Origin of the sequence: Microbacterium sp. MEC084 (genome assembly GCF_004514465.2) — a bacterium.
Classification (GTDB): domain Bacteria; phylum Actinomycetota; class Actinomycetes; order Actinomycetales; family Microbacteriaceae; genus Microbacterium.
On the sequence record NZ_MYFP02000024.1, the window covers coordinates 1 to 21,359 of the forward strand.

The following is a 21,359-nucleotide window of genomic DNA, read 5'->3' on the forward strand; positions in this document are numbered from 1 at the left end:
TCTAGCGGTGCGCGCGTCCACTGAGTGGTTCTCGATGTACGGTCGAGAACACAACAACAAAGCTTTTGTTGTGACTGAAACATCAACAGTGTTTCGGCGGTCATAGCGAGAGGGAAACGCCCGGTCACATTCCGAACCCGGAAGCTAAGCCTCTCAGCGCCGATGGTACTGCAGGGGGGACCCTGTGGGAGAGTAGGACACCGCCGGACTTCCTTTACGAGAGGGCCACCCAACGCTGGGTGGCCCTCTTGCGTTAACACGGCAGTATGGAGGAGTGGATATGGCTGCGGAGGACGGCGACCGACCCGACCGAGGACGGCACGACCGAGGCGATCGCCCGGGAGCTCCTCGAGGCCGTGACGGCGCCCGCGGACCGCGGCGCGAGGGCGGTCCGCGGGACGCCGGCGCCTCCGGCGGCCGCCGCCCGCAGCGCGACGGCGACCGCCCTCGCTACAGCGATCGCGACTCCCGTCCGCAGCGCGAGGGAGACCGTCCGCGTCGTGACGGCGACCGTCCCTCGTACGGTGACCGTCCGCGTCGTGACGGCGACCGTCCGTCGTACGGCGATCGTCCGCGTCGTGACGGCGACCGTCCGTCGTACGGCGATCGTCCGCGTCGCGATGGCGACCGTCCTTCGTCCGGCGATCGTCCCCGCCGTGATGGCGACCGTCCCGCTTATGGTGATCGTCCGCGTCGCGACGGGGACCGTCCGTCGTACGGCGATCGTCCGCGTCGCGACGGGGACCGTCCGTCGTATGGCGATCGTCCCGCTTACGGTGACCGTCGTCCCAAGCGCGATGGCGATCGTCCCTCGTACGGTGACCGCCGTCCGCAGCGCGATGGCGACCGCCCTTCGTACGGGGACCGTCGCCCGGAGCGCGACGGGGACCGTCGTTCCTACGGTGACCGTCCGCGTCGTGACGGCGACCGTCGCTCGTACGGTGACCGTCCGCGTCGCGACGGCGACCGTCCCTCGTACGGCGACCGTCGTCCGCAGCGCGATGGGGACCGTCCGCGACGTGACGGAGACCGTCCGCGCTCGTTCCGGGACGGCAACCGCCGCCCTCAGCGCGATGGCGGGCGCCCGTCGGGGGAGCGCCGGTTCGACGATCGCCGCGACGACCGCGAGCGCTCGAACTCGCGGCCGCCGGAGCACGCCCGTATCCCCGACCCGGAGCTGCCCGACGACATCACGCCCCGTGATCTCCCGGGGGCGGCCCGCAACGAGCTGAAGACCCTCAGCAAGGAGAACGCCGAGCGCGTCGCGCGCCACCTGGCGATGGCGGCCCGCACGCTCGACGAGGACCCCGCGCTCGCGCACGAGCACGCCCTCGCCGCCGTGCGCCACGCCGGCCGCGTGTCGATCGCGCGCGAGACGCTCGCGATCACCGCGTACACCACGGGCGATTACGCGCTCGCCCTCCGCGAGCTGCGGACGTACCGCCGCATCACCGGACGCGACGACATGATCGCGATGATCGTGGACAGCGAGCGCGGCATGGGGCGTCCCGACCGGGCGCTCGAGGAGGGCCGCGCGGTCGACCGCGCCGCTCTTCCGCCGGCCGTGCGCGTCGAGCTCGCGATCGCGATGTCGGGCGCGCGCCTGGACATGGGGGAGACGCAGCTCGCGCTCGCCGAACTGGACATCCCCGAGCTGGACCCCGACCGCGCGTTCGAGTGGAGCCCCGGTCTCTTCGCGGCCCGCGCGAATGTGCTCGAGGACCTGGGGCTCCACGACGAGGCGGCCGAGTGGCGGCGCCGCGCGGAGATCGCCGCCGACGCGCTCGGGCACACGGTCGACGAGGACGAGTTCGACGTGATCGAGATCGACGATGCCGACACCGAGGAGCTGCCGGAGTCGCCGGAGGAGGTCGCCCCCGCGGAGCCCGCCCCTGTCGAGAAGCCGGCCGCTGAAGAGCCGGCCGCCGAGGATGAGACGTTCTCGGTCGAGGACGAGGTCGCCGAGATCCTCGCGGAGATCGACGCCGAGCCGGAGCCCGCGGACGACACGCCGGAGTCGCCGGCGGTGAGCGACGAGGACGAGGACGGAGAGGCCCGCCCCGATGGCGCTCTTTTCTAAGCGCGAGAAGGAGCGCACGCCGCTCGACGGGGTCGACGCCGTTCTCGCGGACCTCGACGGCGTCGTGTACGCCGGGCCGGGCGCCATCCCGCACGCGGTCGGGAGCCTGAACCGCGCGGCGGACGAGGGTCGGCGCCTCGGGTACATCACGAACAACGCCTCGCGCACGGACGCGACGGTCGCGGCCCACCTCGTGGAGCTCGGACTCCACACGCGTCCCGAGGACGTCGTCACCAGCCCCCAGGCCGCCATGCGGCTGCTCGCCCAGCGGATCCCGGCCGGCTCGACCGTGCTGGTCGTCGGCGGCGAGGGGCTCGTGGTCGAGGTCGAGAAGGCCGGGTTCGTCGTGACGCGCAGCGCCGACGACGGGCCCGCCGCAGTCGTGCAGGGCTTCGCGCCGGACGTCTCGTGGATGCAGCTCGCCGAGGCCGCCTACGCGCTCGCCCTTCCGGAGGACGAGGGCGGCATCCCGTGGATCGCGACGAACACGGACTGGACGATCCCGCAGGCGCGCGGCATCGCGCCGGGCAACGGCACGCTGGTCTCGGCCGTGCACACCGCGGTCGGCCGCCTCGCGACCGTCGCGGGCAAGCCCGAGGCGCCGATCTTCCACGAGGCGGTCGCCCGTTTCGGCGCGACCTCGCCGCTGTTCATCGGCGACCGGCTCGACACGGACATCCTGGGCGCGAACCGCGCCGGCGTGCCGTCGGCGCTCGTGCTCACCGGCATCGACCGCCCGAAGCACGTGCTCGCCGCGCCGCCGGACAGCCGACCGACCTACATCGTGTCCGACCTGCGGCAGCTGTTCGAGCCGTACCCGGTCGCGCGCGTGAAGGGCGACGCCGTGTGGGTGCGCGACGCCGCCGTGCGGATCGACGGACCCGACGTGCAGATCGTCTCGGAGGGGGAGCCGATCGACCTGCTGCGCGCCGCGGCGAGGGCGATCTGGGACACCGGCCGGCAGATCTTCGGCTTCCGCGTCCCCGAGCGGCTCTACGCCGATCCGTTCCGCTGAGTCGCCGCCCGCGCGACGTATCCTTGACCGCGTGAGCGACAGCAGCGAGGAGCGGTCCGCCGAGGACCGGCAGACCGAGGGCGAGGGCCTGGTGAGCCAGGTGCGGATCATCGAGGGCCAGCCGCTTGCGGACCGCGCCGCCGCCTATGCGAGCCTGCACGACGAGCTCGCGCGGCGCCTCGAGCAGGCGCCCGCCGAGCCCGGCGAATGAGCCTCCGCCTGGACGCCGCGCTGGCCGCGCGCGGCCTGGCGCGCTCCCGCACGCACGCGGCCGCGCTGATTGAGGCGGGGCGCGTCACCGTGGCGGGTCGTGTGGCGTCGAAGGCCTCGATCAAGGTCGACGACGAGACGCCCATCGTGGTCGCCGACGCCGACCACTACGTCAGCCGTGGTGCGCACAAGCTCATCGCGGCGCTCGACGGGTTCGGCGTCGATCCCGCCGGTCGTGTGGCGCTCGACATGGGAGCCTCCACGGGAGGGTTCACGCAGGTGCTCCGCGAGCGCGGCGCCGAGCCGGTCATCGCGGTGGACGTGGGGCACGGCCAGCTGGCGCCGCAGGTGGCCGTCGACGCGGGCGTGCGCTCGGTCGAGGGGTTCAACGTGCGGTACATGACGCGCCAGGGGCTCGCCGAGGCGAGCGGCGTGGAGGAGGCGCCGTCCGTGACCACGGGGGACCTCTCGTTCATCTCGCTCACGCAGGTGCTGCCCGCGGTCGCCGAGGTCGCGGCGGCGGACGCCGACGTCGTGCTGCTGGTGAAGCCGCAGTTCGAGGTGGGGCGGACGCGCATCCCCAAGGGCGGGGTGGTGGCCGACGCCGGCCTCCGGGCCGACGCGGTCACGGAGGTGCTGTTCACGGCGAGGGATCTCGGGATGGGGACGCTCGGCGTGCTGCCGTCTCCGATCCAGGGCACGCACGGCAATGTGGAGGTGCTCATCCACATCGCCCCGGGTCGCGGGACCGATCCGACAGAATGGAAGACCACGATCGACAGATGCAGCGCAGGATGACGAGCGACGGAGGACGATGAGCGAGCGGAGGATCCTGGTCGTCGCCCACGCGCACCGCGAGGACACGGTCGAGGCCGCGGTGAGGGTCGTCGCGCTGCTGCGGGCGGCGGGCGCGCAGCCCGTGCTGTCGCCCGAGGACCGCGCGGAGCTGTCCGCCCTCGCGCCCGTGCTGGCGGATGTGCCCGTGCTCGGCACGGACATCGCGCTCGCCGACATCGAGCTGGCCATCGTGCTGGGCGGCGACGGCACCATCCTGCGCGCCGCCGAGCTGGTGCGCGACGGCACCGCCCCTGTGCTCGGGATCAACATGGGCCACGTCGGCTTCCTCGCCGAGATCGAGCGCGACGCCATGGACGCCGCCGTGCAGCGGGCGGTCGCGGGCGACTACGCCGTCGAGGAGCGGCTCGCGCTGGACGTGCGCGTCAAGGACCGCGCGGGCCGCGTGGTGTACGAGACCTGGGCGCTGAACGAGGCCACGGTCGAGAAGGACAGCCGCGAGCGAATGATCGAGGTCGTCATGGAGATCGACCGGCGGCCGCTGTCGACGTTCGGCGCCGACGGCGTCGTGATCGCGACCCCGACCGGATCGACCGCATACAACTTCTCCGCGGGCGGCCCGGTCATCTGGCCGACCGTGCAGGCCATCGCCGTCGTGCCCCTGTCGGCGCACGCGCTGTTCGCCAGGCCGCTCGTCGTGGGGCCCGAGCACGCGGTCGCCGTCGAGGTGCTCGAGGGCGGCGCGGGCGCGTCGGCCGTGCTGTGGTGCGACGGACGCCGGTCGCACCCGCTGCCGCCGGGCGCCCACGTGGCCGTGCGCCGGTCCGCCCAGCCCGTGCGCCTCGCACGCCTGCACCCGGCGGTGTTCACCGACCGCCTGGTGCGCAAGTTCAAGCTCCCCGTCGAGGGATGGCGCGGGCCCGCCGAGCCGACCGCGACCGGGGTGATCGACACCATCCCGCCGGAGGCCGACGAATGACCCGTGGCGGAGGCGACTCGTGATCGAAGAGATGCGGCTGCGCGACCTCGGCGTGATCAGCGAGGCGACGCTCCCGATCGGGCCCGGGTTCACCGCCATCACGGGCGAGACGGGCGCCGGCAAGACCATGGTCGTGACGGGGCTGGGACTGCTGCTCGGTCAGCGGGCCGATTCCGGCGCCGTGCGCGCGGGCGCGCCGCAGGCCTCGGTCGAGGGCGTCTGGATCGTGCCCGAGGAGGGTGCCGTGGCCGAGCGCGTGCGCGAGGCCGGCGGCGACGTCGAGCCGATCGGCGGCGGGCAGGCGGAGCTGTACCTGTCGCGCACGCTGGCGGCCGAGGGCCGCAGCCGGGCGAGCGTGGGCGGCCGGGCGGCGCCCGCCGGCGTCCTCTCGGAGCTCGCGGACGAGCTGATCGTCGTCCACGGCCAGTCCGATCAGCTGCGGCTCAAGTCGGCGGCCGCTCAGCGCGACGCGCTCGACCGGTTCGCCGGAGACCCCGTCCGCGAGGCGCTCGCCGCCTACCGCGAGGCTTACGAGGCCTGGCGGGCGCTGGACCGCGAGCTCGAGTCCATCACGTCGCACCGCGAGGCGCGCGCGGCCGAGGCGGCCGCGCTCCGGGCGACGCTCGCGGAGATCGAGCAGGCGGCGCCGGAGGCTGGGGAGGACGTGGCTCTCGCCGAGCGCGCCGAGCGTCTCGCGAACGCCGAGGAGCTGCGCGCGGCGGCGGCGGTCGCCCGGGAGGCGCTGTCGAGCGAGGACGGCGCGGTCGACGTGTCGACCCTGCTCGCGGAGGCGCGTCGCGCGCTCGAGCGCGTGGCGGATCCGGCGCTGGCGGCGCTCGGGGAGCAGCTGGCGGACCTCGGCTACCGCGCCGCGGACATCGCGGTGGAGCTGTCGGGGTTCCTCGCCGACCTGGACGAGACCGGCCCCCAGGAGCTCGCCGCCGTCGAGGAGCGTCGCGCCGTGCTGAACGGGCTCGTGCGCGCGCACGGCTCGCTCGACGCGGCCATCGCGCTGCTGGAGTCGGGATCCGCGCGCCTGGCCGAGCTGGATGACGACGACGACCGCGTGGAGCGGCTGCGCGCGCAGCTGGCCGACGCGCGCGCCGGGCTCGACGTGCGGGCCGAGGCTCTGACCGCGGCGCGGACGAGCGCGGCAGAGCGCCTCGCCGAGGCGGTCACCGAAGAGCTGCACGCCCTCGCGATGCCCGACGCGCGCCTGCTCGTCCAGGTGAGCCCGGGCGCGGAGTCCGCGCACGGGCGCGACGACGTCGCGCTGCTGCTGGCGCCGCATCCGGGTGCCGAGCCCCGGCCGGTCTCGCGCGGCGCCTCGGGCGGTGAGCTGAGCCGCGTGATGCTCGCGATCGAGGTCGTGATCGCGGGCACCGACCCCGTGCCGACCTTCGTGTTCGACGAGGTGGATGCCGGTATCGGCGGCGCGGCCGCGATCGAGGTCGGCCGTCGCCTCGCCCGACTCGCCGAGACGTCGCAGGTGATCGCCGTCACGCATCTCGCGCAGGTCGCGGCGTTTGCGGGCAACCACCTCAGCGTGGTGAAGGCGAACGACGGATCCGTGACGTCGTCGAGCGTCAGCCGGCTCGAGGGCGCCGACCGTGAGGCCGAGATGGCGCGCCTGCTGTCCGGCCTGTCGGACTCCGAGGCCGCGCTGACCCACGCCCGTGAGCTGCTGCAGCTCGGATCCGTGCGGGCGTGAGCCGTGCGGCGCCCGACCCGGGCGTGACACGATAGGCGGAACGCGCGCCGCGCGGCCCCGACGACCATCCGACTGATAGGATCGAAGCCCGTGATGCAGACTCCTGGCGCGGGACCCGAGACCACCACCAAGCAGATCTTCGTGACGGGTGGTGTCGTCTCCTCGCTCGGCAAGGGCCTCACCGCGGCGAGCCTCGGCAATCTGCTGACGGCCCGCGGACTGCACGTCGTGATGCAGAAGCTCGACCCGTACCTGAACGTGGATCCGGGCACCATGAACCCGTTCCAGCACGGCGAGGTCTTCGTGACCGACGACGGCGCCGAGACCGACCTCGACATCGGCCACTACGAGCGCTTCCTCGACGTCAACCTGAGCCAGGCGGCCAACGTCACGACCGGTCAGATCTACTCGCAGGTGATCGCGCGCGAGCGCCGCGGGGAGTACCTCGGCGACACCGTGCAGGTCATCCCGCACATCACGGACGAGATCAAGCGCCGCATGCGCCTGCAGGCCGAGGCCGACCCGAAGCCCGATGTGATCATCACCGAGGTCGGCGGCACCGTCGGCGACATCGAGTCGCAGCCGTTCCTCGAGGCCGCCCGTCAGCTGCGCCACGAGCTCGGCCGCGACAACGTGTTCTTCGTGCACGTGTCGCTCGTGCCGTTCATGGGCGCGTCAGGCGAGCAGAAGACCAAGCCGACACAGCACTCGGTGGCGGCCCTCCGTCAGGTCGGCGTCCAGCCCGACGCGCTCGTGCTGCGCAGCGACCGCCCGGTGAGCGAGTCGAACCGCAACAAGATCGCGCTGATGTGCGACGTCGACGTCGAGGGCGTCGTGAACACGGTCGACCTGCCGAGCATCTACGACATCCCCTCGACGCTCAACGACCAGGGGCTCGACGCCTATATCGTGCGCCGCCTGGGCCTCGCGGCCGGCGAGGTCGACTGGACCCGCTGGAACACCGTGCTGCAGGCCGTGCACAACCCGAAGCACGAGGTCACGATCGGCCTCGTGGGCAAGTACATCGACCTGCCCGACGCCTACCTGTCGGTCACCGAGGCGCTCAAGGCGGGCGGCTTCGCGCACGACGTCAAGGTCAACATCCGCTGGATCCCCTCCGACACGTGCGAGACGCCGGAGGGCGCGGCCAAGCAGCTCGGCGACCTCGACGCGATCTGCGTGCCCGGCGGCTTCGGCATCCGCGGCATCGAGGGCAAGCTCGGCGCGCTGCGCTTCGCGCGCGAGCAGGGCATCCCCGCGCTGGGCCTGTGCCTCGGCCTGCAGTGCATGGTGATCGAGTACGCGCGCAACGTGGCCGGCATCGCGGACGCATCGTCGAGCGAGTTCGACCCCGAGACGAGCGCCCCGGTCATCGCGACCATGGCCGAGCAGGTCGACATCCTCGCCGGCGGCGACCTGGGCGGCACCATGCGCCTGGGGCTGTACCCCGCGAAGCTCGCGGAGGGCTCCATCGCGGCCGAGGTCTACGGCGCCACCGAGGTCGAGGAGCGCCACCGCCACCGCTACGAGGTCAACAACGCGTACCGCGAGCAGATCTCGGCGGCCGGCATGGTCTTCTCGGGCATCAACCCCGACCTGAACCTCGTGGAGTTCGTCGAGCTGCCGCGCGACGTGCACCCGTACTACATCGCCACGCAGGCCCACCCCGAGCTGCGTTCGCGCCCGACCGACCCGCACCCGCTGTTCCGCGGCCTGGTCGGCGCCGCGGTGGACCGTCACCGCGCGAGCGAGCTCTTCGAGGTCGAGAACGCCTGACGTGGAGATCCGAGACGAGCCCTTCGAGGTCGAGGTGGTGGACTCCCACCTCGTCTTCGAGGGCCGCGTGTGGGACGTCCGCGAGGACCGCTTCCGGTACAACGACCACGAGCTGGTCCGCCACTACATCGACCACACGGGCGCGGTCGCGGTCGTCGCGATCGACGACGAGGACCGCGTCCTGCTGATCCAGCAGTACCGCCACCCGATCCGCACGCGCGACTGGGAGATCCCGGCCGGGCTGCTGGACATCGAGGGCGAGGACCCGCTCGACACGGCCAGGCGCGAGCTGGCCGAGGAGGTCGACCTCGTCGCCGAGCACTGGGAGCGCCTGGGCCGGATGGCGCCCACCCCGGGCGGCAGCGACGAGATCATCCACCTGTTCCTCGCGACCGGGCTCTCGGCCGCGCCGCACGTGCACGCGCGCGAGGCGGAGGAGGCCGACATCCGGATCGAGTGGGTGCCGCTGGACGACGCGGTCGCCGCCGTGATGGGCGGCGAGGTGGCGAACGGCGCCATGATGCTCGGCATCATGCTCGCGGCCGAGAGGCGGCGGGCGTCCGCCCGGGCGTGACGGGCGTCGCCTGATGCGGCTCGCCGGATCATGAGACTCGAGCGCGCGATGGACGCGTACCTGCGCCACATCACGATCGAGCGGGGGCTCTCCGACCACACGGTCGCGGCCTACCGCCGGGACCTGGACGCGTACGTCGGTTGGCTGACCGAACGGGGCGTCGCCGACACCGACGCCGTGACGCCCGCGGTGATCGCGGAGTTCGCGGCGGATCGCGCGTCGGCCGAGCCGCCGCCCGCCGCGTCGTCGCTCGCGCGGCTGCAGTCCTCGGTGCGCGGCCTGCACCGGTTCCTCGCCCGCGAGGGCATCGCGGACGCGGACCCGTCGTCGCGGCTGCGACCGCCCAAGCAGGCGCGGAGGCTGCCGAAGGCGCTGACGATCGAGCAGGTCGAGCGCCTGCTGGCCGCGCCCTCGGCGGAGGACCCGATCGGCATCCGCGACCGCGCGCTGCTCGAGCTGCTGTACGCGACGGGCGCGCGCGTGTCGGAGGCCGTGCAGCTGGATGTCGACGACCTCGCGAGCGGCGACATCCTGCGCCTGCGCGGCAAGGGATCGAAGGAGCGGATCGTGCCGGTCGGGTCGTTCGCGCGGGCCGCGGTCGACGCGTACCTGACGCGTGTGCGGCCGGACCTCGCGACCCGGGGGCGGGCGACTCCGAAGCTGTTCCTCGGCGCGCGGGGCGCGCCGCTGTCGCGGCAGAGCGCGTGGCTCGTGATCCGCGCGGCCGCGGAGAAGGCGCAGCTGACCGCGCACGTGTCGCCCCACACGCTGCGCCACTCGTTCGCGACGCACCTGCTGCAGGGCGGCGCCGACGTGCGCGTGGTGCAGGAGCTGCTCGGCCACGCGTCCGTCGCGACCACCCAGATCTACACGCACGTCACGGTCGACACGCTGCGCGACGTGTACGTCACCAGTCACCCGCGGGCCCGCTGACGTCTCGCGGGCCCAGCGCGCCCGAGATCCGGATCGCCGGGGCCAGGTCCCGGCGCGCCGCAATCGCGTCGTTACAATCGAGCAAGCATGTCGAAGGCGGGAGAGACGGTGGCGGAGAAGACGGACACGCGGACCAGGAAGTCGAAGCAGGATGAGGTCATCCTGGGTGCGACCGGCCGCCCGTACCAGGGTTTCCCGACCCCGAAGAAGCTCGACGGCCACGGTCCGGCGCGGATCATCGCCCTGTGCAACCAGAAGGGCGGCGTCGGCAAGACCACGACGACCATCAACCTGGCCGCCTCCCTCGCGGAGTACGGCCGCAAGGTGCTGGCGATCGACTTCGACCCCCAGGGCGCGCTGTCGGCCGGCCTGGGCGTGGCGCCGCACGACATCCCCACGATCTACGACCTCCTCCTCGACACCAAGCGCGACCCGCACGAGGCGATCGTGCGCACGGGCGTCGAGAACCTCGACCTGATCCCGGCGAACATCGACCTCTCGGCCGCGGAGGTGCACCTCGTCAACGAGGTCGCGCGCGAGATGATCCTGTCGCACGTGCTGCGCCGCGTCGCGGCGGACTACGACGTCATCCTGATCGACTGCCAGCCGTCGCTCGGCCTGCTGACGGTCAACGCGCTCACGGCGGCGCACGGCGTGATCATCCCGCTGGAGTGCGAGTTCTTCGCCCTGCGCGGCGTCGCCCTGCTGATCGAGACGATCGACAAGGTGCGCGACCGCCTCAACCCGTCGATCAAGCTCGACGGCCTGCTCGCGACGATGTACGACCCGCGCACGCTCCACTCCCGCGAGGTGCTGGAGCGGATCGTCGAGGCGTTCGGCGACGACGTGCTGGAGACCGTGATCGGTCGCACCGTGAAGTTCCCGGACGCGTCCGTGTCGGGCGTGCCGATCATCGAGTTCGCGCCCGAGCACCCGGCCGCCCAGGCCTACCTGCGACTGGCGCGGGAGCTCGTGGCCCGTGGCGCCGTCGCGTAGCGACGGCGCGCCGCCGGAGGCGGCCGACCGGCACCGGCCGTCGCCTGACCTTGAGCCGGTCCCGGCGCCGGCCGACGCGGCGCCCGAGCTCGAGAAGGGCTTCCGCGTCTCGCTGTCGAACTTCGACGGGCCGTTCGACCTCCTGCTGAACCTGATCTCGCAGCACGAGCTGGACATCACCGAGGTCGCCCTGTCGAAGGTCACCGACGAGTTCATCGCGTACCTGCGCGATCTGGGGCCGGATGAGGAGCTCGACCAGGCGTCGGAGTTCCTGGTGGTCGCGGCCACCCTGCTCGACATGAAGGTCGCCGGCCTCCTGCCGCAGGGCGAGCTCGTCGACGCGGAGTCGGTCGCGCTGCTCGAGGCGCGCGACCTGCTGTTCGCGCGCCTGCTGCAGTACCGCGCGTTCAAGGAGGTCTCGGCCTGGTTCGCCGAGCGGCTGCAGGGCGAGGAGCGGCGTCACGTGCGCAGCGTGCCGCTCGACCCGAAGTACCGCGCCAAGACGCCCGAGCTGGTGTGGACGCTCACCCCGGCCGACTTCGCGGCCATCGCGATGCTGGCCTTCGCGCCGCGAGAGATCCCGCGCGTGGGACTGGACCACCTGCACGCGCCGCTCGTGAGCATCCGGGAGCAGGCCGCGGTCGTAGTGACCCTCCTGCGCGGCGCCGAGCGGATGACGTTCCGCGAGCTGGTCGCAGGGGTGGACCAGGCGGGTGTCGTGGTGGCGCGGTTCATCTCGGTGCTCGAGCTCTACCGGCATGCCGCGATCAGCTTCGAGCAGCTCGAGCCGCTCGGGGAGCTCACCCTGACATGGACGGCGGACCACTGGTCCGACGAGACGCTGGCGACCCTGGGGGCCGACTATGACCGATGACACGCAGACCGCGGCGGAGCCGGAGCTCGAGCCGGTCGCGCCGGCCGCCGAGGAGCCCGCGGAGTTCCCGGGCGGCGTCGCGCAGCGACTCGAGGCGATCCTGATGATCGTGGACGAGCCGCAGAGCGTGGTGTCGCTCGCGACCGCCGTGGGCGCACCCGTGCCCGCCGTGCGCAAGGCGCTCGCCGCGCTCGTGGACGACTACGACGGCCGCAGCGGCACGCCCGAGCGCGGGTTCGAGCTGCGCGAGGTCGGCGGCGGCTGGCGCTTCTACGTGCGCGCGGAGTACGACGACATGGTCGCGAGCTTCGTGGGCGGCCAGGCTCCGGCACGGCTGTCGCAGGCCGCCCTCGAGACGCTCGCGGTGATCGCGTACAAGCAGCCGGTCACGCGCTCGCAGGTGGCGTCCATCCGCGCCGTGAACGTCGACTCCGTGGTGCGCACGCTCCTGGCGCGCGGCCTCATCACCGAGGTGTCCACGCATCCGGAGACCGGCGCGATCATGTACGGGACGACCGACCTGCTGATGCAGCAGCTCGGCATCAACTCGCTCGACGAGCTGCCGCCGATCTCGCCACTGCTGGACGACGGCTCCGACGGATTCGAGGATGTGATCGCATGAGTGCGGATGGACAGGGCGCCGAGGGAGTCCGGCTGCAGAAGGTGCTCGCGAACGCGGGCGTGGCGTCGCGCCGCGTGTCGGAGCAGCTCATCGTTGAGGGGCGCGTGCGCGTCAACGGCCAGGTCGTGACCGAGCTGGGCTCGCGCATCGACCCCGAGCACGACCTGGTCGACGTCGACGGCACGGCCATCCAGCTCGACACGAGCAAGCGCTACGTGATGCTGAACAAGCCGACCGGCGTCGTCAGCTCCATGAAGGACGATCGCGGCCGGCCCGACCTGCGCCGCTTCACGAAGGACTGGCCCGAGCGGCTGTACAACGTCGGGCGCCTGGATGCCGACACGAGCGGGCTGCTCGTGCTGACCAACGACGGCGAGCTCGCGCACGTGCTCGCGCATCCGTCGTTCGGCGTGACCAAGGTCTACATCGCCAAGGTCGACGGGCGCGTGTCGCCGCAGACCATCGCGACGCTGACGCGAGGGATCGAGCTCGAGGACGGGCCGATCCAGGCCGACAAGGCGCGCCTGCTCGACGCGTCGGCCGGCTCCAGCCTGGTCGAGCTCACGCTGCACTCCGGGCGCAACCGGATCGTGCGCCGCATGATGGCGGCCGTCGGCCACCCCGTGACCGAGCTCGTCCGGCGCCAGTTCGGGCCCCTGCACCTGGGAACCCTCCCAGTGGGCCGCGCCCGCGAGTTGACTAAAGTGGAGCGCGGCGCGTTGCTGACTCTCTCGCGCCGCGGATCCGACTCTCCCGAGACCGGAGCCGATCCGTCGGGGGAGAACCTGGAGACATCGTGACCGATCCTGCCGTGCCCGCGCGCGACGCGCTGGTGCCGGGCCGCGCCGCGCGCGTGACGGGCACCGTGCGCATCGTCGGCGCCGGCCTGCTGGGCGCCAGCATCGGGCACGCCCTGCGCGCCAACGGGGTCGACGTCGTCCTGACCGACACCTCGCCCACCCAGCTGCGCCTGGCGATCGACTACGGCGCCGGTCGCGCCGAGGCGCCGGGCGACGAGCCGCGCCTGATCGTGGTCGCCGTGCCGCCGGACGTCACGGCCGACGTCGTGCAGAGCGAACTCGAGCGGTATCCCGGCGCCGTCGTGACCGACGTCGCTTCGGTCAAGCTCGGCCCCCTCGAGGAGCTCCGCGCGCGGGGCGTCGACCTCACGCACTACATCGGCTCGCACCCCATGGCCGGCCGCGAGCGCGGCGGGGCCATCTCGGCGCGCGCCGACATCTTCACGGGCCGCCCGTGGGTGGTGTGCCGGGACGGCGAGACGCCCGCCGCCGACCTCGCGCTCGTGGAGGACCTCGCGCTGGACCTCGGCGCCATGCCGATCGAGATGACGCCCGAGGAGCACGACCGCTCGGTGGCTCTCGTCTCGCACGTGCCGCAGGTCGTCGCGAGCCTGCTCGCGGCCCGCTTCGCGGACGCCCCGGACGAGTCCCTGCGCCTCGCCGGCCAGGGCGTGCGCGACACCACGCGCATCGCTCATTCCGCCCCCGAGCTGTGGGTGCAGATCCTGGGCGCGAACGCCGCGCCCGTCGTGGATGTGCTGGACGCGCTCGCGGGGGACCTGTCGGCCCTCGCCGACGCGCTGCGCGAGCCCGACGCCGCCGGCGCCCGCCGCACCCTCGCCGACACCATCCGCCGCGGCAACGAGGGCGTCGAGCGCCTGCCCGGAAAGCACGGCCAGAACCGCCGCTTCGAGTCGCTGATCGTGATGGTCGACGACACCCCGGGCCAGCTGGGCCGCCTGTTCGGCGACCTCGGCGAGCTCGGCGTCAACATCGAGGACCTGCGGCTCGAGCACTCGCCGGGCGCCCAGTTCGGCCTCGCCGAGATCAGCGTCGTTCCGGGCGTGCTGCGCGAGGCGACCGCGGGGCTCGAGCAGCGCGGCTGGCGGATCGCGAGCACGACTCATGATTGAGAGCCGTCGATGACCGAACACCACCAGACCCCGATCATCGCGATCGACGGACCCGCCGGATCCGGCAAGTCCAGCGTCTCCAAGGAGATCGCGCGCCGCCGCGGCTACGGGTACCTCGACACGGGCGCGGGCTACCGCGCGCTGTCGTGGCATGTGCTGAACCTCGGCGCCGACACGCACGACGAGGACGCGGTGCTGGACGCGCTGCGGACCTTCGACCTGCGTCTCGGTCTCGCGCCCGACGATCGCACCGTGACGGTGGGCGGCGTGGACGTCACGTCCGCGATCCGCACCCCCGAGGTCACGGCCGCGATCAGCGGATTCACGCGCGTGGCCGAGGTGCGGGCGTACCTCAACGGCATCTTCCGCCGGCTGGCGGGGGAGTCCGGCCTCGACGGCGTGGTCATCGAGGGCCGCGACATCACCTCGGTTGTGGCACCCGACGCGCCGGTGCGCATCCTGATGACCGCCTCGCCCGAGGTGCGCGCGAAGCGCCGGGGCCTCGAGCTGGGCGCCGACACGACCGAGGTCGCCGAGGCGATCGCCCGCCGCGACGAGTCGGACAGCCACGTGCTGGACCTCGCGCAGGCGGACCCCGGAGTCGACGTGGTCGACTCCACCGAACTCGACTTCGAGCAGACCATCGACGCCGTCCTCGCGGTGATCGACCACAGGATCAATCAAGAGCATGGAGGCCGCGATGGCCGTTGACGACGAGTACGAAGGCAAGCCGGACCAGCTCGCCGAGCGCCTGGCCGAGGTGGACGAGGAGCTCGCCGAGCGCCGCGCCGCCGCCCTCCGCCAGGGCCTGGAGGACTACGACCTCGACGAGGAGGATGCCGCGCTGCTCGCCGGCATCCAGCGCGGCGAGGACGGCATCGAGTACCTGCCCGCGCTGCCGGTGGTCGCGATCGTCGGACGCCCCAACGTGGGCAAGTCGGCGCTGGTCAACCGCATCCTGGGGCGTCGCGAGGCCGTGGTCGAGGACACGCCCGGCGTCACGCGCGACCGCGTGACCTACAAGGCCGAGTGGCTCGACCGCCGCTTCTCGCTCGTCGACACGGGCGGATGGGAGCCCGACGCGAAGGGCATCGACCGCTCGGTCGCGCTGCAGGCCGAGGTCGCGATCGACCTGGCCGACGTCGTGCTGTTCGTGGTCGACGCCATGGTCGGCGCCACCTCGACGGACGAGCACGTCGTGAAGCTGCTGCGCAAGACCGACAAGCCCGTGTTCCTCGTCGCCAACAAGATCGACGACGCGCGCCACGAGCCCGAGGCCTACGCCCTGTGGAACCTCGGTCTCGGCGAGCCGCACCCCGTCTCGGCCATCCACGGCCGCGGCGTGGCCGACCTGCTCGACGAGATCATGAAGGTGCTGCCCGAGGTCTCGGCCGTCGCGAAGCACGAGATCGGCGGCCCGCGCCGCGTGGCCATCCTGGGGCGCCCGAACGTGGGCAAGTCGTCGCTGCTGAACAAGGCCGCGGGCGAGGAGCGCGTGGTCGTCAACGAGCTCGCCGGCACGACGCGCGACCCGGTCGACGAGATCGTCGAGCTGGGCGGCAAGCTGTGGACGCTGGTCGACACCGCCGGCATCCGCCGCCGCGTGCACCTGCAGCAGGGCGCCGACTTCTACGCGTCGCTGCGCACGTCGGCCGCGCTCGAGAAGGCCGAGGTCGCGATCGTCGTGCTCGACGTCTCGCAGCCGATCAGCGAGCAGGACGTCCGCATCATCGACCTCGTGCTCGAGTCGGGCCGCGCGCTCGTGCTCGCGTTCAACAAGTGGGACGAGCTGCTCGCGGACGATGCGCGAGGCGGCGACCGCCGGCGCATGCTCGAGCGCGAGATCGAGACCGACCTCGCGCACGTCGCGTGGGCGCCGCGGATCAACATCTCGGCCAAGACCGGCCGCCACCTCGAGAAGCTCGTGCCCGCGCTGGAGACCGCGCTGAAGTCCTGGGACCAGCGCATCCCGACCGGCAAGTTCAACGCGTTCATCGCCGAGCTGGTCGCCGAGCACCCGCACCCGCTGCGCGGCGGCAAGCAGCCGCGCATCCTGTTCGGCACGCAGGCGGGCACCCGTCCGCCGACGTTCGTGCTGTTCACCACAGGCTTCCTCGACCCGGGCTACCGCCGCTTCGTGCAGCGCCGCCTGCGCGAGCTGTACGGCTTCGAGGGCACCCCGATCGTGATCAACATGCGCGTGCGGGAGCGCCGCCAGCGCTGATCCGCAGGCTTGCCCGAGTCAGACCACTTTGCGAGCGCAGCGAGCGTGCCCCGGATGGGGCCCGCAGCGCGAAGCGCTGCCTCTCCCGGAGCGGAGCGACGGGTGTCGGTCGCCGAGCGGCATCCGCGAAGCGGGTGCCCGAGCGCGTGCGACGCGCGAGCGGAGCGAGCAAGAAGGATGTGCCACCCTGGAGGGGTGACCATCGAGCCCGCTCGCCCCGGTGAACCGCCCCGGTTCACCGGTCCGCGCGACCCTGGCGACGCCTGGGTCGTGACGGAGTCGGGTGACCGGTACTGGGGGCGTTTCGGTGCGGCCGGGCTGATGGCGTTCGACGGCGAGCGGGGCGTGCTGCTGCAGCACCGCGTCGGCTGGAGCCACCACGGCGGCACGTGGGCGCTGCCGGGCGGAGCGCTCCATCAGGACGAGGCGCCCATCGACGGCGCGCTGCGGGAGGCGCACGAGGAGGCAGGCGTGCCCCTCGACTCGGTGCGCCCGCGGTTCACGAACGTGCTGGATCTGCGGGTGTGGTCGTACACCACGGTGGTCGCGGACGTCACCGATCGGTTCGCCGCCGAGGTGACCGATCCCGAGAGCTTCGCGGTCGAGTGGGCCCCGGTCGACCAGGTCGACCGGCGTCCGCTGCATCCCGGCTTCGAGGTGGCCTGGGCGCACCTGCGCGACCTGCTGCACGTGCATCCGGTGGTCGTGGTCGACGCCGCGAACGTGATCGGGTCGGTGCCCGACGGGTGGTGGCGCGATCGCCCCGGCGCCGCGACGCGGCTGCTGACCCGCGTTGCCGCGCTCGCCGAGGCCGGCGTGCCCGCGCTCGAGCTCGACCTGGGGGCGACGCACTGGTTCCCCGAGTTCGTCGTGGTGGTGGAGGGAGCCTCGCACGACGTGGCCGACATCGACGGCGTGCGGGTCGTGCGCGCGGGCGGTGAGGGGGATGACGCCATCGCCGCCGAGGCGGCGGCGCTCGTCGAGGACGGTCGGACCGTGACCGTGGTCACGAGCGACCGCGAGCTGCGCGGGCGCGCCGAGGAGGCCGGTGCGCGGGTCCGCGGCGCCGGGTGGCTCACCACCCTGCTGGCCTGAAGGCCGCTCTTCCGACGACCGGGTCAGTCGCGGCCGCGGAGGCGGTCGATGTCGCGGCGCTCGCGCTTGGTGGGCCGGCCCGCGCCCCGGTCGCGGACCGCGACGACGCCGGCGAACTCACGCGGCGGCGGGGGAGGGGTGCGGTCCTCGAACGCCGTCGCGGCGACGGGGGCGCCGACGCGCTTGGCGATCGGCTGGCGCACCACGAGGATCCGGTCGAACCCGCTGATCCGCACCCGCAGCTCGTCGCCGGGGCGGACGAGCTGCGCGGCCTTCGCGTGTGCGCCGTTGACGCGCACATGGCCCGCGCGGCACGCCGTGGTCGCGGCCGAGCGGGTCTTGTAGACGCGAACCGCCCACAGCCAGCTGTCGACGCGGACGCTTCCCTCGCTCATCACCCCATCGTACGAAGCCGGATCACGCGGTGAGGTCGAGAGCGACGACCACGCGGGTGTCGGTGGGGCGGGCGATCTCACGGAAGCCCGCGGCCAGGAAGGTCGACAGGGTGCCGACGAACAGCGAGTTGGTGGACGGCTTCGTCACGTCGGTCGCGATGGGGTAGCCCTCGACGACCCGCGCGCCGCTCTCGCGCGCGTACGCCACGGCCGCGTCGAGCAGGGCCGCGTTGAGCCCCTGCCTGCGATGCTCCCTGCGGACCGAGAAGCACGTGACCGCCCACACGCCGTCGTCGTCCAGAGGCTCGACGGATCCGTTCTTCACGACGCGGCTGCGCAGGGTCCGGCGCTGGGCCGTTCGCGGTCCGATCCGGATCCATCCCGCCGCCTCGCCGGCGACGTAGGCCACCAGGCCCGGCGGGGGACCGGCCTCGAGCTCGCCGCGCAGCAGCTCGCGACGCTCGTCCACCGAGGTCCCGTTCCACTCCGCGTTCGTCAGCACGGGCCACACGCACTGGCACGAGCGCCCGTCGCCGCCCCCTGTCAGGGCCGCCTGCACGTCGTCCCACTCGGCGACGGTCGCCGGTCGGGTCGTGATCTGCACCATGCGCGCCAGGCTACGACGCCCCACCGACACGCGCGAGCGCCCCGGTTCGCGGCACCCGTTTCCACCGGGTAGACTTGTCGAGTTGTCCGCCCATGGGCGGTCACGGGATGTGGCGCAGCTTGGTAGCGCACCTGACTGGGGGTCAGGGGGTCGCAGGTTCAAATCCTGTCATCCCGACCAGGTGAGGCTTACTGCAAATACCGACCCTATGGGCCGGGTTTGGAGGAGCTTCCAGGGTCAACGAAGTAAGGGAGTCGCCCATGTGGGCGGCTCCCTTCTTCTTCGTGGTCTGGTAGTGCTTGGCCCAGGAGGCCTGGGCGAGGTCGTGCAGGCGGCCAGGCGGTGCTCCGGTGGTGCTGGCGTGGTAGATCGTCTGGACGGTGAAGAGGTCTCCGAGCGGGTCTTCGAGGTCGTGGTCGATGATCTCGTCGTGGTCGATGAAGATGTGCTTGAAGATGGCCTGGTTGAGGCGGCGGCGGACTTCGTCGCTGGCGTTCATGTACAGCTCGTAAGGATCCTCGAGCAGGCGCAGGTTGGTCTCGATGAACTCGACCGCGTCCTTGAGGGTGTCGACGGTGGCTTGGAGCTGGGCGGTGAGGCGTTCGCGCTCGGTGCCGATCTCGCGGAGCTTGGCGCGGATCTTCCCCTTCGGGATGGTGTCGTCGACGGCGAGCTCCAGGAGGTTGCTCTCCTGGGCGTCGAGGCGCTCCAGTTGCCCTTCGAGCTGTTCCTTCAGGGCGCGCTGTGAGGTTTCCTGCTCGTCGAGGGCCTCGTCGAGGGTCTGGCGCATGGGCTGGAGGAAGTCGGGGCTGAACTGGACAGTGCGGTAGTGCTCCTCGACGGCGCGTTCGATGCGGTGGACGTTGGAGTACTTGGCGTCGCAGAAGCCGTCCTGGGTGCCACGGCAGAAGAAGTACAGGTACTCCTCGCCGCTGCGGGAGATGGTGCGGCGCACGATCATGCGGCGGATGGACTTGTCGCGTCGCCAGCAGGCGCCGCACCACAGGGTGCCCTTGAGGTAGTGGTGCACGACGCGGCGGCGCTCGCCTGCCCTGCCGCGTGAGGCCAGAAGGTCTTGCACCTGGTCGAACAGCTCCCGGTCGATGAGCGGTTCGTGCCGGCCGGGGTACTCCTCGCCCTTGTACGTGACGATGCCGACGTAGTACGGGTCTTGGAGCATCTGGTGGATCTTGGAGACGGAGACGGGGCCTGCTGGGCGTCGCTGGGTGGGTCGGGTGCGCAGGCCTCGGTCGGTGAGTTCGTTCTGGATGTCTTCCAGGGTTGCCTCGCCTGCGGCGTACATTTCGAACGCCAGCCGGACGAGTGGCGCTCGCTCCTCGTCGATGGCGACGGCGCGGATCTCGCGGCCGTCGATGCGATCGATGGTGTTGATGTAGCCGATGGGTGCTTTGCCGAGCGTGCCGCCCTTCTTGGCCTTCTCGCCCATCTTGTAGGCGATGTCGGCGCCCTCCTCGGCGGAGCGGAACTCGTTGAACGCGGCGAGGATGCCGTGCATGAGCTGCCCGACCGGAGTCTCGTCGATCGACTCGGTGGCGGAGATGAGGGTGACGCCGCGCTTCTTCAGCTCCGCACCGACGATGGCGTCGTCGAAGCGGTTCCTGGCCATGCGTGAAAGCTTGTAGATGATGACGTAGTCGACGTCCCGCTCGGTGCGGATGCGCTCCAGCATCTGCTGGAACGCCAGTCGCTTGGTCATCTCCCGGGCGGAGCGGCCGGGCTCGATGTACTCATCGATGATGGTGATGCCGAGCTGGTCGGCCTTGCGGTAACAGGCCTTGCGCTGCGCAGGCAGGGAGATGCCTTCCGGGTCGTAGTCGGTGTTGACCTGGCTCGGCGTGGAGACGCGGAGGTAGATCACCGCCCGCTTGCCTACTGGCACATCGTCGACGGGCTGCCCGGTGCCGACGTCGATGGTCTCGAAGCTGAACTGGTCGGGATGCGGGATGGGTGGGGTCTCGTCGTAGAGCGTCATGGACGGGGCTCCTTCTTCTCGGGCATGAGGGGTGTGGCGGGCAGCAGAGACAGCGGGAACGATGCCTTGCGGAGCTTGTTCATAAGGGCGGCGTTGCAGGCATGGCGTATGACTCCCTGCCGATGCACTGACACAAAAATGCGCTCGCCTTGATGGATATCCGGCAGGACGGCTTGACGGCAGTAGTTGACGGCAACGGAACCCAATGTGAGGCAACGTGAACGTGTGCGAAGCGCTGTGATAACGGGGGTCGGCACGTCCACCAAAGTGGTACAAATCTGGCTTTTAAGCAGGGTGTTGAAGCGCCCTGGGTCTGATGGAGACTCGCGCTATTTGATTCCGACCAGCAGTTCGCGGTCGGCTTGGACAGCATAGAACGCGTTCTCGAACTCGACGGGCGGGACGTCGCCGAGGTAGCCATGGAGACGTTGCGCATTGTGCCAGTGCACCCACCCGAGCGTCGCGAGCTCGAGGTCCTCGACGGTCTTCCACGGTCCTTGGCGGGCAGGTCCGCGGACGAGTTCGGTCTTGTAATAGCCGTTCACCG

The 21,359-nt window shown here is 71.9% G+C and carries 22 protein-coding genes, 1 tRNA gene and 1 rRNA gene; 19 read left to right on the plus strand and 5 right to left on the minus strand.

Features of this window, described 5'->3' with window-relative positions; all coding sequences use genetic code 11:
- Window positions 1–92: 92 nt before the first annotated feature.
- Window positions 93–209: ribosomal RNA gene (gene rrf, locus B5M43_RS13565) — 5S ribosomal RNA — on the plus strand.
- Window positions 210–253: 44 nt separating this feature from the next.
- Here rrf and B5M43_RS13570 read toward each other — a convergent pair.
- Window positions 254–1,273, minus strand: coding sequence for a hypothetical protein (locus tag B5M43_RS13570; RefSeq protein ID WP_134746546.1), 1,020 nt, complete (start codon window positions 1,271–1,273; stop codon window positions 254–256).
- Between the two features lie 6 nt (window positions 1,274–1,279).
- Here B5M43_RS13570 and B5M43_RS13575 point away from each other — a divergent pair, with 6 nt between their 5' ends.
- The 17 genes from B5M43_RS13575 (at window position 1,280) to B5M43_RS13655 (ending at window position 17,817) form a co-directional block, all read left to right on the plus strand.
- Window positions 1,280–2,080 (plus strand): hypothetical protein, encoded by an 801-nt coding sequence (locus tag B5M43_RS13575; protein WP_134746544.1) that lies wholly within the window; start codon window positions 1,280–1,282, stop codon window positions 2,078–2,080.
- A complete protein-coding gene (locus tag B5M43_RS13580; protein ID WP_055990770.1) occupies window positions 2,064–3,095 on the plus strand; it encodes an HAD-IIA family hydrolase in 1,032 nt (343 codons plus the stop codon). The genes B5M43_RS13575 and B5M43_RS13580 overlap by 17 nt, the downstream gene beginning before the upstream one ends.
- A 31-nt stretch (window positions 3,096–3,126) precedes the next feature.
- Complete coding sequence (locus B5M43_RS13585) at window positions 3,127–3,306, plus strand: hypothetical protein (protein ID WP_134746542.1); 180 nt, start codon at window positions 3,127–3,129, stop codon at window positions 3,304–3,306.
- Window positions 3,303–4,103: a TlyA family RNA methyltransferase gene (locus B5M43_RS13590; RefSeq protein WP_134746540.1), complete on the plus strand. Its 801-nt coding sequence runs from the start codon at window positions 3,303–3,305 to the stop codon at window positions 4,101–4,103. The genes B5M43_RS13585 and B5M43_RS13590 overlap by 4 nt, the downstream gene beginning before the upstream one ends.
- A gap of 16 nt (window positions 4,104–4,119) precedes the next feature.
- A complete protein-coding gene (locus B5M43_RS13595) occupies window positions 4,120–5,079 on the plus strand; it encodes an NAD kinase (RefSeq protein WP_055990761.1) in 960 nt (319 codons plus the stop codon).
- Between the two features lie 19 nt (window positions 5,080–5,098).
- The gene (gene recN, locus B5M43_RS13600) at window positions 5,099–6,790 is read left to right on the plus strand and encodes a DNA repair protein RecN (RefSeq protein WP_055990758.1); all 1,692 of its coding nucleotides are present in this window, start codon (window positions 5,099–5,101) and stop codon (window positions 6,788–6,790) included.
- A 93-nt stretch (window positions 6,791–6,883) separates the two neighbouring features.
- Window positions 6,884–8,566: a CTP synthase gene (locus B5M43_RS13605; RefSeq protein ID WP_134746550.1), complete on the plus strand. Its 1,683-nt coding sequence runs from the start codon at window positions 6,884–6,886 to the stop codon at window positions 8,564–8,566.
- A 1-nt stretch (window position 8,567) separates the two neighbouring features.
- Complete coding sequence (locus B5M43_RS13610; RefSeq protein WP_134746538.1) at window positions 8,568–9,140, plus strand: NUDIX hydrolase; 573 nt, start codon at window positions 8,568–8,570, stop codon at window positions 9,138–9,140.
- Window positions 9,141–9,170: 30 nt separating this feature from the next.
- A complete protein-coding gene (gene xerD / locus B5M43_RS13615; protein WP_055990747.1) occupies window positions 9,171–10,073 on the plus strand; it encodes a site-specific tyrosine recombinase XerD in 903 nt (300 codons plus the stop codon).
- Window positions 10,074–10,160: 87 nt separating this feature from the next.
- Entirely contained in the window at window positions 10,161–11,069 is a 909-nt protein-coding gene (locus tag B5M43_RS13620) for a ParA family protein (RefSeq protein ID WP_134746536.1), read from the plus strand.
- A complete protein-coding gene (locus tag B5M43_RS13625) occupies window positions 11,053–11,943 on the plus strand; it encodes a ScpA family protein (protein ID WP_055990744.1) in 891 nt (296 codons plus the stop codon). Before B5M43_RS13620 ends, B5M43_RS13625 begins: the two co-directional genes overlap by 17 nt.
- Complete coding sequence (scpB, locus tag B5M43_RS13630; RefSeq protein ID WP_055990741.1) at window positions 11,933–12,565, plus strand: SMC-Scp complex subunit ScpB; 633 nt, start codon at window positions 11,933–11,935, stop codon at window positions 12,563–12,565. The genes B5M43_RS13625 and scpB overlap by 11 nt, the downstream gene beginning before the upstream one ends.
- On the plus strand, window positions 12,562–13,365 hold the full coding sequence (locus B5M43_RS13635; protein WP_055990738.1) for a pseudouridine synthase: 804 nt from the start codon (window positions 12,562–12,564) through the stop codon (window positions 13,363–13,365). The genes scpB and B5M43_RS13635 overlap by 4 nt, the downstream gene beginning before the upstream one ends.
- A complete protein-coding gene (locus tag B5M43_RS13640) occupies window positions 13,362–14,498 on the plus strand; it encodes a prephenate dehydrogenase (protein WP_230668168.1) in 1,137 nt (378 codons plus the stop codon). The genes B5M43_RS13635 and B5M43_RS13640 overlap by 4 nt, the downstream gene beginning before the upstream one ends.
- Window positions 14,499–14,507: 9 nt before the next feature.
- A complete protein-coding gene (cmk, locus tag B5M43_RS13645) occupies window positions 14,508–15,209 on the plus strand; it encodes a (d)CMP kinase (RefSeq protein ID WP_055990733.1) in 702 nt (233 codons plus the stop codon).
- Window positions 15,199–16,722: a ribosome biogenesis GTPase Der gene (gene der / locus B5M43_RS13650; protein ID WP_055990779.1), complete on the plus strand. Its 1,524-nt coding sequence runs from the start codon at window positions 15,199–15,201 to the stop codon at window positions 16,720–16,722. The genes cmk and der overlap by 11 nt, the downstream gene beginning before the upstream one ends.
- A gap of 195 nt (window positions 16,723–16,917) precedes the next feature.
- A complete protein-coding gene (locus tag B5M43_RS13655; RefSeq protein ID WP_230668171.1) occupies window positions 16,918–17,817 on the plus strand; it encodes an NUDIX domain-containing protein in 900 nt (299 codons plus the stop codon).
- A 23-nt stretch (window positions 17,818–17,840) separates the two neighbouring features.
- Here B5M43_RS13655 and B5M43_RS13660 read toward each other — a convergent pair whose 3' ends face one another.
- Window positions 17,841–18,212 (minus strand): RNA-binding S4 domain-containing protein, encoded by a 372-nt coding sequence (locus B5M43_RS13660; RefSeq protein ID WP_134746532.1) that lies wholly within the window; start codon window positions 18,210–18,212, stop codon window positions 17,841–17,843.
- A gap of 22 nt (window positions 18,213–18,234) precedes the next feature.
- The gene (locus tag B5M43_RS13665) at window positions 18,235–18,819 is read right to left on the minus strand and encodes a GNAT family N-acetyltransferase (RefSeq protein WP_134746530.1); all 585 of its coding nucleotides are present in this window, start codon (window positions 18,817–18,819) and stop codon (window positions 18,235–18,237) included.
- Between the two features lie 103 nt (window positions 18,820–18,922).
- Between B5M43_RS13665 and B5M43_RS13670 the strand changes: the two genes are divergently transcribed.
- A tRNA-Pro gene (locus tag B5M43_RS13670) sits at window positions 18,923–18,999 on the plus strand.
- Here the strand turns inward: B5M43_RS13670 and B5M43_RS13675 are convergent.
- Both B5M43_RS13675 and B5M43_RS13680 read right to left on the minus strand, forming a co-directional pair.
- A complete protein-coding gene (locus B5M43_RS13675; protein ID WP_134746528.1) occupies window positions 18,962–20,812 on the minus strand; it encodes a recombinase family protein in 1,851 nt (616 codons plus the stop codon). The genes B5M43_RS13670 and B5M43_RS13675 overlap by 38 nt on opposite strands.
- 329 nt (window positions 20,813–21,141) lie before the next feature.
- Window positions 21,142–21,359 (minus strand): IS3 family transposase (locus B5M43_RS13680; protein ID WP_230667458.1); only part of this gene is annotated, 218 nt, incomplete at its 5' end.

Bases quoted from the DNA above. Each gene is read 5' to 3' on its own strand.
- B5M43_RS13665 (WP_134746530.1), bottom strand. From the start codon at position 18,819: ATGGTGCAGATCACGACCCGACCGGCGACCGTCGCCGAGTGGGACGAC.
- xerD (WP_055990747.1), top strand. From the start codon at position 9,171: ATGAGACTCGAGCGCGCGATGGACGCGTACCTGCGCCACATCACGATC.
- B5M43_RS13590 (WP_134746540.1), top strand. From the start codon at position 3,303: ATGAGCCTCCGCCTGGACGCCGCGCTGGCCGCGCGCGGCCTGGCGCGC.
- B5M43_RS13580 (WP_055990770.1), top strand. From the start codon at position 2,064: ATGGCGCTCTTTTCTAAGCGCGAGAAGGAGCGCACGCCGCTCGACGGG.
- scpB (WP_055990741.1), top strand. From the start codon at position 11,933: ATGACCGATGACACGCAGACCGCGGCGGAGCCGGAGCTCGAGCCGGTC.
- B5M43_RS13660 (WP_134746532.1), bottom strand. From the start codon at position 18,212: ATGAGCGAGGGAAGCGTCCGCGTCGACAGCTGGCTGTGGGCGGTTCGC.
- der (WP_055990779.1), top strand. From the start codon at position 15,199: ATGGCCGTTGACGACGAGTACGAAGGCAAGCCGGACCAGCTCGCCGAG.
- B5M43_RS13575 (WP_134746544.1), top strand. From the start codon at position 1,280: ATGGCGGCCCGCACGCTCGACGAGGACCCCGCGCTCGCGCACGAGCAC.
- B5M43_RS13675 (WP_134746528.1), bottom strand. From the start codon at position 20,812: ATGACGCTCTACGACGAGACCCCACCCATCCCGCATCCCGACCAGTTC.
- B5M43_RS13620 (WP_134746536.1), top strand. From the start codon at position 10,161: ATGTCGAAGGCGGGAGAGACGGTGGCGGAGAAGACGGACACGCGGACC.
- B5M43_RS13595 (WP_055990761.1), top strand. From the start codon at position 4,120: ATGAGCGAGCGGAGGATCCTGGTCGTCGCCCACGCGCACCGCGAGGAC.
- B5M43_RS13635 (WP_055990738.1), top strand. From the start codon at position 12,562: ATGAGTGCGGATGGACAGGGCGCCGAGGGAGTCCGGCTGCAGAAGGTG.
- cmk (WP_055990733.1), top strand. From the start codon at position 14,508: ATGACCGAACACCACCAGACCCCGATCATCGCGATCGACGGACCCGCC.
- B5M43_RS13605 (WP_134746550.1), top strand. From the start codon at position 6,884: ATGCAGACTCCTGGCGCGGGACCCGAGACCACCACCAAGCAGATCTTC.